This window comes from Flavobacterium sp. (assembly GCF_040402835.1).
GTDB lineage: Bacteria > Bacteroidota > Bacteroidia > Flavobacteriales > Flavobacteriaceae > Flavobacterium.
Genome location: NZ_JBBALW010000016.1, coordinates 56,543 through 69,509 on the forward strand (window position 1 = coordinate 56,543; position 12,967 = coordinate 69,509).

General features: G+C 32.1%; 13 protein-coding genes. 6 read left to right on the forward strand and 7 right to left on the reverse strand.

Annotated elements, in window-relative coordinates; translation table 11 throughout:
- Positions 1-31 precede the first annotated feature (31 nt).
- Positions 32-1,111, reverse strand: a complete 1,080-nt coding sequence (gene recF / locus AC9UEH_RS07130; protein WP_509530138.1) for a DNA replication/repair protein RecF — start codon at positions 1,109-1,111, stop codon at positions 32-34.
- A 243-nt stretch (positions 1,112-1,354) separates the two neighbouring features.
- Between recF and AC9UEH_RS07135 the strand changes: the two genes are divergently transcribed.
- The 6 genes from AC9UEH_RS07135 to AC9UEH_RS07160 all read left to right on the forward strand — a co-directional run bounded on the left by AC9UEH_RS07135 (position 1,355) and on the right by AC9UEH_RS07160 (position 7,542).
- On the forward strand, positions 1,355-2,131 hold the full coding sequence (locus AC9UEH_RS07135) for a tetratricopeptide repeat protein (protein WP_509530140.1): 777 nt from the start codon (positions 1,355-1,357) through the stop codon (positions 2,129-2,131).
- An 83-nt stretch (positions 2,132-2,214) separates the two neighbouring features.
- Positions 2,215-2,787, forward strand: a complete 573-nt coding sequence (gene ribH, locus AC9UEH_RS07140; protein ID WP_509530142.1) for a 6,7-dimethyl-8-ribityllumazine synthase — start codon at positions 2,215-2,217, stop codon at positions 2,785-2,787.
- Positions 2,788-2,926: 139 nt separating this feature from the next.
- Positions 2,927-4,768: a DNA mismatch repair endonuclease MutL gene (gene mutL / locus AC9UEH_RS07145; RefSeq protein WP_509530144.1), complete on the forward strand. Its 1,842-nt coding sequence runs from the start codon at positions 2,927-2,929 to the stop codon at positions 4,766-4,768.
- On the forward strand, positions 4,765-5,508 hold the full coding sequence (locus AC9UEH_RS07150) for a rhomboid family intramembrane serine protease (protein WP_509530147.1): 744 nt from the start codon (positions 4,765-4,767) through the stop codon (positions 5,506-5,508). The genes mutL and AC9UEH_RS07150 overlap by 4 nt, the downstream gene beginning before the upstream one ends.
- A 40-nt stretch (positions 5,509-5,548) precedes the next feature.
- The gene (locus AC9UEH_RS07155) at positions 5,549-6,430 is read left to right on the forward strand and encodes a rhomboid family intramembrane serine protease (protein ID WP_509530150.1); all 882 of its coding nucleotides are present in this window, start codon (positions 5,549-5,551) and stop codon (positions 6,428-6,430) included.
- Positions 6,431-6,495: 65 nt separating this feature from the next.
- Entirely contained in the window at positions 6,496-7,542 is a 1,047-nt protein-coding gene (locus tag AC9UEH_RS07160) for an endonuclease/exonuclease/phosphatase family protein (protein WP_509530153.1), read from the forward strand.
- Between the two features lies 1 nt (position 7,543).
- On the opposite strand, the gene AC9UEH_RS07165 is transcribed toward AC9UEH_RS07160, so the two are convergent.
- The 6 genes from AC9UEH_RS07165 to AC9UEH_RS07190 all read right to left on the reverse strand — a co-directional run bounded on the left by AC9UEH_RS07165 (position 7,544) and on the right by AC9UEH_RS07190 (position 12,831).
- Positions 7,544-8,170, reverse strand: coding sequence for a WbqC family protein (locus AC9UEH_RS07165; protein WP_509530156.1), 627 nt, complete (start codon positions 8,168-8,170; stop codon positions 7,544-7,546).
- Between the two features lie 90 nt (positions 8,171-8,260).
- Positions 8,261-9,796, reverse strand: a complete 1,536-nt coding sequence (gene lepB, locus AC9UEH_RS07170) for a signal peptidase I (protein ID WP_509530159.1) — start codon at positions 9,794-9,796, stop codon at positions 8,261-8,263.
- A gap of 103 nt (positions 9,797-9,899) precedes the next feature.
- Positions 9,900-10,601 carry a 4-hydroxy-tetrahydrodipicolinate reductase gene (dapB, locus tag AC9UEH_RS07175; RefSeq protein WP_509530161.1) on the reverse strand — a complete coding sequence of 234 codons (702 nt, stop codon included), beginning with the start codon at positions 10,599-10,601 and terminating at the stop codon, positions 9,900-9,902.
- Entirely contained in the window at positions 10,601-11,161 is a 561-nt protein-coding gene (locus AC9UEH_RS07180; RefSeq protein WP_509530164.1) for a DUF5683 domain-containing protein, read from the reverse strand. The genes dapB and AC9UEH_RS07180 overlap by 1 nt, the downstream gene beginning before the upstream one ends.
- On the reverse strand, positions 11,161-12,060 hold the full coding sequence (locus tag AC9UEH_RS07185; RefSeq protein WP_509530166.1) for a ParB/RepB/Spo0J family partition protein: 900 nt from the start codon (positions 12,058-12,060) through the stop codon (positions 11,161-11,163). The genes AC9UEH_RS07180 and AC9UEH_RS07185 overlap by 1 nt, the downstream gene beginning before the upstream one ends.
- 3 nt (positions 12,061-12,063) lie before the next feature.
- The gene (locus AC9UEH_RS07190) at positions 12,064-12,831 is read right to left on the reverse strand and encodes a ParA family protein (RefSeq protein ID WP_509530169.1); all 768 of its coding nucleotides are present in this window, start codon (positions 12,829-12,831) and stop codon (positions 12,064-12,066) included.
- Between the last annotated feature and the right edge of the window lie 136 nt (positions 12,832-12,967).

Here is a 12,967-nt window from a genome sequence, read left to right on the forward strand (position 1 = left end):
AGGAAATGGTTAATTATGGAATTTGCAAAACTTACAAGTTAAATATTTTATAACTCTGATGTGTCGATTTTATGATGGCTTCCGTTCGTTCAGGATGTGTATCCGAAATAAATAGTTGTCCAAAATCATCATTATTGACCATTTCTACAATTTTTCCTACACGAGTTTCGTCTAATTTATCAAAAATATCGTCAAATAATAATATTGGATTTTCGCCAGATTGCTTTTTCACAAATTCAAATTGAGCCAATTTTAATGCTATTAAAAATGATTTTTGTTGGCCTTGAGATCCAAACTTTTTTATCGGATAATTATCAATTTCAAATGATAAATCGTCTTTATGAATTCCGACACTTGTATAATGCAAAACCCTATCTTTATTGATATTTTCTTGTAAAAGTAACAATAATTCTTTCTCAAATAATTGACTTTCATAAACCAATTGAACAGTTTCTGCGGAACCTGTAATTGCTTGATGGTGTTTGTTAAATATTGGAACAAAATCAGCTAAAAATGCTTTCCTTTTTTCAAATAGTATTTGACCTAAACCATTCAATTGTTCATTATATATGGACAATGTATCCATTTCAAAAACCTGATTCAAAGCAAAATATTTTAATAAAGCATTGCGCTGATTTAGGATTTTTTGATATTGAATTAGCTGGTGCAAATAATTGGAATCCAACTGCGAAATCACACTGTCAACAAATTTCCGTCTGGTTTCACTGCCTTCAACAATCAAATCTCTATCGGCTGGTGAAATTATTACTAGCGGTATGAAACCTAAATGTTCGGAAAACTTATCATATTGTTTACCATTTCGTTTCAAAATTTTCTTTTGTCCTTTTTTTAAACTACAAACTATTTGCTCTGTTCGTTCGTTTTTTTCAAATTCGCCATCCACAACAAAAAATTCTTCGCCGTGTTTGATATTTTGAACCGCCAATGGGTTGAAGTAGCTTTTTCCATACGATAAATGAAAAATAGCATCCAATACATTGGTTTTTCCAATTCCATTTTTTCCTACGAAGCAATTTATCTTGCTGTCAAACTCGAAATTGGCTTCTGAAAAATTTTTATAATTGAATAAAGAAATCTTTTTTAGATACATTTATGAAACTTACTGATAATGAGAGAATTGAAAATCTGAATTTGTTTTATTTTAAAAGGTGCAAATTATTGAAAATTATCGATAAATCCTCATTTTGTGGAATTTGAATTCCAATTATTTTTGTAATTTGTACGAATGAACATCAAAATCAAGTAAATGTTTCTTTTATTTAAATATAAACTCATTTTTTTTATGACAGTTTGAATAAAAATTTTATTTTTGCCACTCACTAATTTAAATTAAATGGCAACGTACAATAAAAGAGGCTATAAAACTCCAAAAGAAAAAGTAGAAAACGACTCACAAGTTGAAAACATAACTATAGCTGAAAAAGACAGTACAACTGCTGGTGTCTTTAATTCATTAGACCAAACGGCTTCAAAAACGGAAGAATTTGTAGCTAGAAACCAAAAAGTAATCTTTGGAATAGTTGCTGTTATTGCCTTAGTTACTGTTGGATATGTGTTATTTCAAAAATTTGTTGCAGAGCCAAAAGAAGATACTGCGGCAACTGAAATGTTTTTAGCGCAACAAAATTTCCAAAAAGCTACTGACGGAACAAAAAGCGATTCCTTATATAATTTAGCATTAAAAGGTTCAGAAGGTAAATTCGGATTCGTTGATATTGCTTCAAAGTATGAAGGAACGGATGCAGGAAATTTAGCTAATTATTATGCTGGAATGGCCTATTTGAATACAAAAAAATACGATGAAGCGATTTCTTATTTAGAGAAATTCAAATCTGATGATATGGTATTAAGTGCTTTGGCAATTGGCGCAATTGGTGATGCTCATTCTCAAAAAAATCAACCAAAAGAAGCTTTAGAATTCTATATTAAAGCATCCGAAACAAATAAAAACGAATTTACAACGCCACGTTTCTTGTTGAAAGCAGGTCAAACAGCTTTAGGTTTAAAAAACAAAGCAGATGCGTTGAAATATTTCACAGAAATTAAAGAAAAATACGAAGCAACACCTGAAGCAGCAAATATTGATGCTTTAATCGGTTTAGCCCAGTAAAGTAGCCATAGGATTTTGCATTTATAATTGAAGAATTTATTATCTTTGATTGTATATTTTGAAAAACAATAAAATCCTTAATTATGGCAACTGCAAATAAAAATTTATCAAATTACGATAAGAACACAATCCCAAGCGCGAAAAATTTTCGGTTTGGGATTGTTGTTTCAGAATGGAACGAAACCATCACCGAAGGTTTGTATTCTGGTGCTGAAGCTGCTTTATTAGATTGTGATGCTTTATCAGAAAATATTATTCGTTGGAATGTTCCAGGTAGTTTTGAGCTGATTTATGGTGCCAAAAAAATGATAGAAACCCAAAATATGGATGCTATTATTGTAATTGGATGTGTTATTAAAGGCGAAACAATGCACTTTGAATTTGTTTGCGAAGGTGTAACCCAAGGAATAAAAGACTTGAATGTTAAATTTGATGTTCCCGTAATTTTTTGTTTGCTAACCGATAATACCGAACAACAATCTTTGGATAGAAGTGGGGGAATTCACGGAAATAAAGGAACAGAAGCTGCTATTGCCGCGTTAAAAATGGCTTATTTACGGAAACAAGCAATTCTGAATTATCAATTTCAAGACCAACAATTACTTTCTTCAGGGCAACTTCAAATAGAAGAACTACAATTGAGAATCGAAGAGTAAGTGGTTACTAAAAGAATTTAGACCTCTACATTTTATTATTTGTAGAGGTTTTTTATTTTTATAAATTTGATATGAAAACCCAATAGAAATTCGTTAAATTTGTAAATTAAGGTTTTAACAATTAACAAACATTTTTTTAATGTCGAGTATCATTCAATTACTTCCAGATCACGTTGCCAATCAAATTGCCGCAGGTGAAGTTGTTCAAAGACCTGCTTCGGTAGTCAAAGAATTACTTGAAAATGCAGTTGATGCTAAAGCAACCGACATTAAATTAATCATAAAAGATGCTGGAAAATCATTAGTTCAAGTTATTGATAATGGACTTGGAATGACTGTTACCGATGCGCGTTTGTGTTTTGAGCGTCACGCAACTTCCAAAATTCGTCAAGCCGAAGATTTATTTTCTTTGCATACCAAAGGATTTCGTGGGGAAGCTTTGGCGTCAATTGCCGCTATTGCACACGTGGAAATGAAAACCAAGCAAGATCAAGAAGAATTGGGTACGCACATTGTTATTGAAGGCAGCAAATTTGTATCTCAAGATGTTGCTGTTTTGCCAAAAGGGACCTCGTTTTCGGTTAAGAATCTATTTTTTAATATTCCCGCTCGTCGTAATTTTTTGAAATCGGAAACTGTGGAACACCGCCATATTGTTGATGAATTTCAACGCGTGGCTTTGGCACATCCCAATATTCATTTTACGTATTATCACAATGGAAGTGATTTGTTCAATTTGCCACAATCGAATTCGAGACAGCGAATTGTAAATATTTTTTCGGGTAAAACCAATGAAAAATTAGTTCCTGTTCAGGAAGAAACAGAAATTGTAAGCATTCAAGGATTTGTAAGTAAGCCAGAATTTGCTAAGAAAAATCGTGGTGAACAGTTTTTCTTTGTGAACGATCGTTTTATAAAAAGTGGCTATTTGCACCACGCTGTTATGGCGGCTTATGAAGGATTGTTGAAAGATGGTGCGCAGCCAAGTTATTTCTTGTATTTAAATGTGCCTCCAAATACGATTGATATTAATATTCATCCCACAAAAACTGAAATTAAATTTGACGATGAACACGCACTTTATGCTATTTTGCGTTCTGCAATAAAACACAGTTTAGGGCAATTTAATGTGGCTCCAATTTTGGATTTTGATAGAGATTCTAATTTAGACACCCCTTATAATTATAAAAATCAAGAAGCTTCGACTCCAACTATTCAAGTTGATGGTGCTTTTAATCCGTTTTCTGATGAAACTCCAAACAAACATTTTACAACCTATCGCAAAACTGAAAATACGGCAAATTGGGAAAGTTTATATGTTGGTTTAAAACAAGATACAGAGGAAATTGGTAATATTGAATTTGAAAGTGATGAAGTGACGGGATCGTTATTTAATGAAAATGAAATCGAACAAGCTACCAATAAAACATATCAAATTCATAAGAAATACATTGTAAATCCTATTAAATCTGGGATGGTTATTGTAGATCAACAGCGGGCGCATCAACGGGTTTTGTACGAGCAATTTCTTACAAATATGACGGTACATCAGGCTTCAAGCCAACAATTATTATTTCCATTAAATTTGTTTTTTTCGTCGAGCGAAATGAAATTAATTTCAGAATTACAACTTTCATTGGTCAATACTGGTTTTGTTTTTGAAGCTACAAATGACGATCACGTGGTAATTTCTGGTTTGCCAATTAACGTTACAGAAAGTGAAGTTTCCATAGTTTTAGAACAGTTATTGAGCGATTTGCAAGACGGAATTCCCGAAAGTAGTTTCAGTCAAAATGATAGTATAGCCAAATCAATGGCGAAAAGTTTAGCTGTAAAATCTGGAACCTATTTAACAGAAAAAGAACAAGAAAATTTAGTAAATGGGCTTTTTGCTTGCAAAGAACCCAATGTTTCCCCATTTCAAAAACCTACTTTCATCACGATGCGTGTGGAAGATTTAGACAAAAAATTCGCACTATGAGAAACGTAACTGAAACGGTTAAGCAATTAATCATCATTAATATTATCTTTTTTATTGGGACACAAATTTTAGGCGATGTTGCTTATAAATACTTGTCTTTGTATTATCCTGAAAACCCAGATTTTAAGTATTGGCAACCGTTGACGCACATGTTTATGCACGGAAATCTAATGCATATTTTCTTTAATATGTTTGCTTTATTTTCTTTTGGAACTGCGTTAGAGCAAATGTGGGGCGCAAAAAAATTCTTATTTTTCTACATCTCTTGCGGATTAGGAGCCGCGTTAATTCATATACTTTCCAATTATTATTTCTTCCACGAAGGATTGAATACGCTTTTAGCAAATGGAATTCAGAAATCTGAAATTTTACAGGTTTTGGGTGAAGGAAAATACGATTCAAGATGGACAGAGATTTTATCAAAATCGGGTTTTGAGAGTTTTACTTCTGCATTTATGACACCTGCAGTTGGTGCTTCGGGCGCAATTTATGGGGTTTTGGTTGCCTTTGCCTTTATGTTTCCAAATGCTGAATTGGCTTTGATGTTTATTCCAATTCCAATAAAAGCTAAATATTTTGTACCTGTAATTGTAGGTTTAGACTTGTTTTCAGGTGTTACAGGATTTTCTGTTTTTGGTGGTGGAATTGCCCATTTTGCTCACGTTGGTGGCGCATTGTTCGGATTTTTAATGGTTTGGTATTGGAAAAAAAATCAGTTTAATTCAAATCGTTGGAATTAATTCCTAAATCTTAATTCTAAAATCTTAATTCTTAAATTAAATGAGTATAATTGAAGATTTGAAATTGCAATTTAGAATTGGTAATGTTGTAACAAAATTGATATTTTGGAACATTGCTTTTTTTGCTATTCCAAGTATTGTATTTGGTGTTTTACCTTTGTTTAAAGTCAATATTGATTATCTGAATTATGTGAGTTTGTCTTCAAATCCATTGGATTTATTATGGAAACCTTGGACAATTTTTTCGTATGCATTTTTCCATTTTGGTATTTTTCATATTCTCTTTAATATGTTGATGCTGAATTTTGCAGGAAGATTATTCTTGATATTCTTCAATCAAAAGCAATTGTTGAGTTTGTATTTTGTCGGTTCGCTATTTGCTGGTAGTATTTATATGTTGAGTTATATGTTTTTTCCTGCTTTGGCAAATGTAAATACGTCTTTGGTTGGCGCCTCTGCATCAGTAATGGCAATTCTTTTCGCAACAGTTTCCTATTCTCCTTTGATGGAAATTAGATTGCTATTTTTTGGAAATGTAAAATTATGGCACATCGCTTTGGTTTTAATTGTAATTGATTTGTTTCAATTGCCAATGGAAAATACAGGCGGACATTTAGCACACATTGGCGGTGCTTTTTTTGGTTATATTTACACTCAATTATTGAAGAATGGAACTGATATTTGTGGATGGTTCACTTCAATTTTAGACTTTTTCGCCAGTATATTCAATGGAAAAAAGACAACACCATTCAAAAAAGTGCATAGAAATTATAAAGCTCCCGTAGTGAAAAAAGTTTCTAAAATTGTCACAAAAGATAAAGGACAGCAACAAATTGACGAAATTTTAGATAAAATTAGCCAATCAGGTTATGATAGTTTAACAAAAGAAGAAAAAGAATTCCTGTTTAAAGCAGGGAAATAAGTGTTCAGTTTGTAGTGTTCAGTTTTCAAAGTTCAGCATCCGTTTGCAGAAAAATAAGTATTAATATGAGAAAGCTTTCTTGGTTTAATAAAGTGGTGTTTTTTATCAATATAGTTTTGGCTGTATTGACATTCGTTGCTTATTTTTTACCGTTTTTAGCACCTAAATTATTCCCGTTTTTGTCAGCGTTAACTTTGGTTTTGCCTTTGTTTTTAATTTTGAATGGGCTTTTTTTTATTTATTGGGGCATCCAACTCAAACAACAAATAATCTTATCCGCATTGGTTTTGCTGATGGGAATTACATTTATCAATAAATTTTATAAATTTTCATCTACAGATTTACCTAAAGAAGAAAAAGATTTTGTTGTAATGAGTTATAATGTGCGTTTGTTTAATTTATTCAAATGGTTGAACGATGATAATGTTCCCGATGAAATTTTGGATTTTATAAACGAGCAAAATCCTGATATTCTTTGTATTCAAGAATTTTCAACTGCTGCCAAATTAGATTTGAAGATTTACCCTTATAAATATGTTTTTATGCAAGGAAAAAAAATAAAAACAGGACAAGCCATTTTTTCTAAATATCCAATTATTGATGAAGGAAATTTAGTGTTTCCAAGTTCTAATAACAATGCTATTTTTGCTGATATTAAAAAGGGAAAAGACATTATTAGGGTTTATAATATGCATTTGCAATCCATAAAAATATCACCAGATGTAAATGAAATTTCTGAAAATATTGATGGAATCAACCAAGATAAATCGCAGATTTTGATTATAAGAATCAGTAAAGCATTTAAGAAACAACAGCAACAAGCGGAAATATTAACGAATCACAAAAAAGAATGTGAGTATCCAATTATCATTTGTGGCGACATGAATAACAGTCCCTATTCCTACGTTTATCGAAGTATTAAAGGCTCTTTAAATGATTGTTTTGAAGAAGCGGGTTGTGGTTTTGGACAAACTTATAATTTCAAATATTATCCGGCACGTATCGATTATATTTTTGCTGATAAAGTGATGAAAGTCAAAAATTTTACGAGTTTCCCTGAATTTATAAATTCCGATCATAGTCCTGTAATTACAAGATTAGCAATGGATTAATTTATATTCCCTGCTCCTTCAAATAATCTAAAGCAAATCGACCTTCATTAAAAAGTAAATCCAAAATGCTTAAATTAGTAATAAATCCGTGTTTGTCTCCAAATACTTGGGTGTAAGAATCAAAAGCAGAAGTATCTTTTTTACCATCGGCTAAATTTCTAAAATCGAGACAATTGGTAGCTTCGTGAAAATATTCAGTAGTTTTTTCAAATTCTTCCCGATAGCTATCGGGATTCATCCCCAAGCATTTTGAAACAATAGCAATCGTTTCAAAATTCAAATCGATTAAAAAAGTATGTTTTTTAGTAAAAATAGGTTGTAATGCATCTTCAAAATACTCGAAAAAAGGGGAAGTTCTATACGCCGCTTCAAGAGATTTAAAATGCTGTTTTTGCCAATCGAAAGCCGTTTCAAGTTTGATATCTTTTGTTTTTATATACTTTTCTTTACTGTGTTTTATAGGAATATTCAACATCAAAATTCCATTTGGACTATAAATATAGGTTCGGTTTCTATTGGTTTGCTTCTGAAAATTATCTTCAACTTCAAACACAATTGAATCCGCTTTTGCCATAGCCGCAAAATTACTAATTGAAGGGAAATAGGTGGGAAGAAGTAAAGCGTTCATATTTGTCCAAAGTTTTTAATGTCATAATGTCGAAAGTCAAATAGTTGTATTCATAACAGACTTTAAGACTTTCGACTTTGTAACATTTGACTAATTTTCTTTTCTCTTTCTAACAAAATAACTAATTCCGAAATACGCTATTAAGACGAATAAGAAATATTTGAAATACGATTGTGGTTGCCCATCACCGCTAACGGTTGTGAAAACCCTATCCCAACGAATTTTGTTGAAGCCTTTTCCATTTGGATCTAAACTCATCCAAATAAATACAGGTTTTCCAACGATATGATCTTCTGGTGTATAACCAAAATATCTTGCATCCAATGAGTTGTGACGGTTGTCTCCCATCATCCAATAATAGTTTTGTTTGAACGTATAAGTAGTCGCAATTTGCCCATTTATTCTGATTTCGTCTCCATTTACTTTTAAATCATTGTTTTCATATTCACGAATAATGGTTTTATAAAAAGGTAAACTTTCAGTATTTAAAGCAACGGTAACTCCTTTTTTAGGAATGTAAATTGGACCAAAATTATCTAAATTCCATTTTGTATGATAGGGGAATATTGCTGCTTCTGCTTCGTGGGAAATATTACGAATTACACTTTTTACAATTGGATTCAAACGCAAACGATTTGCGGATTCTTCAGTTAATGCTCTGAAATAAAAGGTGTTTTGAGTGCTTTGGTAAACGCCATCTGTAATATTCAATTCTTTAGTAATATACGTTTGGTCAAAGCCAGTGCCATCGGTTGTTACAGTATAGGAATATTGAGGTTTTGCTCGTTCTGGCATCGGCATAATTTTGCCTTTAATATATACAACACCCTCTTTTATGGACAAACTATCACCTGGAATACCAACGCAACGTTTTACATAATTGGTCTTTTTATCGATTGGTTTGTCGTATCTTTTATCCGCCGCTTTGTACATATTAAACAAAGTATCCGCAGGCCAATTGAATACTACAATGTCGGTTCTGTTGACTTCTTGCATTGCAAAAAATCGGAAATAAGGAAGTTGTGGTAATCTTAAATACGATTTTACATTTAAAAGGGGCAAAGTATCGTGAACCATCGGCGCAGCAATTGGCGTCATTGGAGTTCTTGCTCCATAATGGAATTTACTCACAAATAAAAAGTCACCCACTAATAATGATTTTTCCAATGAAGAAGTTGGAATCGTATACGGTTGCATTATGTATGTGTGAACCAAAGTCGCTACAACTATTGCAAAAAGTAATGAACTAATGGTGTCTGCCGTTTTGTTTTTAGGCTCTAAACTTCTATTATTTATGTAAACTAATTTTTGAGTGTAGTTGATATAATAAATATAAAAACCCAATGTCAATACTCCCAAAAGGGTATCCAATGTTGAGTTTTTTCCAAAACTTCTCAAAGTTTCTACCCAAACTACAGGAAACATAATAAGATTTACAACGGGAACAAACAATAATATCGTCCACCAAGGCGAACGGTTTATGATTTTCATCAAAACAATTGCGTTGTAAACTGGAATTGCCGCTTCCCATTTTTTTCTACCTGCGGCTTCATACAATTTCCAAGTTCCTAAAAAGTGAATTACTTGAACAATCAAGAAAAATACCAACCATTGAATTAGTGTCATATTATTTTAGATTTTAGATTTTAGATTTCTTTTGGAATACAAAAATCAAATTATTATTATTTATTGTTTCATTTTTTTAATCTTAAATCACAAATCTGCAATCTTAAATTAATTCTAATACATCTTTCATTGTGAAAACCCCTTTTTTACCCAAAATCCATTCAGCTGCAATTACGGCGCCCAATGCAAATCCTTCTCTATTGTGTGCCAAATGTTTTATTTCAATCAAATCAACATCTGAATTATAGGAAACGGTGTGTGTGCCGGGAACATTTTCTATTCTTTTGGCATCAATTAATAGTTCGTTTGACATTGGATTTTCCAAAGTCCAATTTTCGTAACTACTATTTTTTATAATTCCATTTGCCAATGAAATAGCGGTTCCGCTTGGTGAATCTAATTTTTGTGTATGATGAATTTCTTCTATTCCAACTTTATACGCATCAAATTTTGACATAATTTTTGCCAAATATTCGTTCAATTCAAAGAAAATATTGACGCCCAAACTAAAATTAGAACTACTAATAAATGCAGTATTTTTCTCTTTGCAAAGTTGCACCATATTTTCGTATTCACTTAACCATCCTGTCGTTCCAGAAATTACTGGTATTCCAAGATTTAAAGCAGTCGAAATATTGGCTACTGCAGCTTCTGGCGCACTAAAATCTATGGCAATGTCAGCATTTTCAAGTCCGTCAAAGGCATCTTCAATGGATTTACGCAATACAATTTCGTGTCCGCGTTGCAACGCAATTTTTTCAATTACTTGCCCCATTTTTCCGTAACCTAAAAGTGCAATTTTCATTAAAAGTGATAGTTTAAAGTCAATCCTAAATTTTGCTTATAGTTGATTTCATTTTCATAAAGTTCGGGACGAACCGACAATTTATCATTCACGTTGAATTGCATTAAATGCGCATCAATATTGGCGTCTATTATATTTAATAAATAGAAACCTACGGTTACTAAAACCGACATATCCCTATTTCGTTGATAAAATTGTTGCCCTGCAATTAATCTCGAATCATCTAAATATTGAAATTCATCATCGCGATACCCCTCTAACCTTCTTTTGTAAGCATTTCTGTAACTATTATATTTGGTGTTGTTTACGGAATAATAATACAATCCTGCTCCAATTCCTCCGTAAACCAATGGAATTTTCCAATATTTTTTATTATATGCTTGCCCTAATCCTGGCAATATTGCAGAATAAAATGCAGCTTTTGCAGGCGCCAAAGGATTTATTTCTTTGTATTTTAAAGTATCTTTTGAGACCAAAATTGGTACTTTTTTAGCTTGAGCAAAAAGCGATGTAGTTACAATTAAGAACCCAATTAAAAATATGGAATAGAATTTAAGCACTATCCTTTTATTAATTTGATAATTCTATTGAAATCTTCTTCAGAATGAAATGGAATTGTTATTTTTCCTTTGCCATTTCCTGCAACTTTCACATCTACTTTAGCACCAAAATACTCTGTAATAGCTTTGTTTGCCTCAGCTGCTACAGCAAAAGTGGTTGTTTTTGCTTTTGTTGCAACTTTAGGTTTCAAACTTTCTTGATAGTTTTTCACCAAAGTCTCGGTTTCTCTAACAGAAAGATTTTGGCTTACAATTTTTTGGTAAATATCAGTTTGAACATCTTGATTTTCAATATTTATTATGGCACGACCGTGACCCATAGTTATAAATCCGTCACGAATTCCCGTTTGAATAATTGGATCTAATTTCAATAATCTCAAATAATTTGCAATCGTAGAACGCTTTTTCCCCACGCGTTCGCTCATTTGCTCTTGTGTCAATTGAATTTCGTCAATCAATCTTTGGTATGATAACGCAATTTCAATTGGATCTAAATCATGTCTTTGGATATTTTCTACCAAAGCCATCGTTAGCGATTCATTGTCGTTCGCTATTCTAATATAAGCGGGAACCACATTCAATCCTGCCAATTTTGAAGCACGTAATCGTCGTTCTCCAGAAATTAATTGGTATTTATTAAAGTCTGTTTTCCGAACCGTAATTGGCTGAATTACACCTAATTCCTTAATGGAAGTTGCCAATTCTCGCAATGATTCCTCATTGAAATTACTCCTTGGCTGAAAAGGATTTATCTCGATGGCATCAATTTCTAACTCGACAATATTTCCTACAACTTTATCTGCATTTTTATCATTAACCGACTTAATATCATTATCTGGGTCTTTCAATAAAGCAGATAATCCTCTTCCTAATGCTTGTTTTTTTATTGCTTGTGCCATAAATTAATTACTATTTTTCTTAATAATTTCTTCTGCCAGTCTTAAATAATTATTTGCTCCTTTGCTCGTTGCATCGTAATTAATTATGCTTTCACCGTAACTTGGGGCCTCGGTCAACTTCACATTTCTTTGGATTATAGTCTCAAAAACCATATCGTTAAAATGTTTTTGAACCTCCTCAACCACTTGATTGGACAAACGCAAACGAGAATCAAACATTGTCAATAACAAACCTTCAATATCTAAATCGGGATTGTGAATCTTTTGAACACTTTTTATTGTATTCAATAATTTCCCCAAACCTTCCAAAGCAAAATATTCACACTGAATCGGAATAATCACAGAATCTGCCGCTGTCAACGCATTTAATGTCAATAATCCTAATGATGGTCCGCAATCAATCAAAATATAATCGTATTTATCTTTGATGTTTTTCAACGCTTCCTTCAACATATATTCTCTATTTTCCTTGTCAACCAACTCAATTTCGATGGCAACAAGGTCAATATGTGCAGGAATTACATCCACATTTGGAGCCGAACAAGTGATAATCGCTTCTTCAGGAGAGTTGCTGTGCTCTAAAATTTGATACGTTCCAATTATAATATTTTCAACGTCAATTCCCAACCCAGAACTTGAATTTGCTTGAGGATCAGCGTCAATAAGTAAAACTTTTTTTTCTAAAACGCCTAAAGAAGCCGCCAAATTTATCGAAGTTGTTGTTTTTCCAACGCCTCCTTTTTGATTCGCAATAGCTATGATTTTACCCATTTAATTTTATTAAATTTTGAAATGTAAAAATACAATTTATTATGGTTAACAGAAATCTATTTTGTTAACATTTGTTAATCTTTTTATGTATATCCGTAATTGCTCATATTTTTGTATATTTGTTTGATAAATAAAT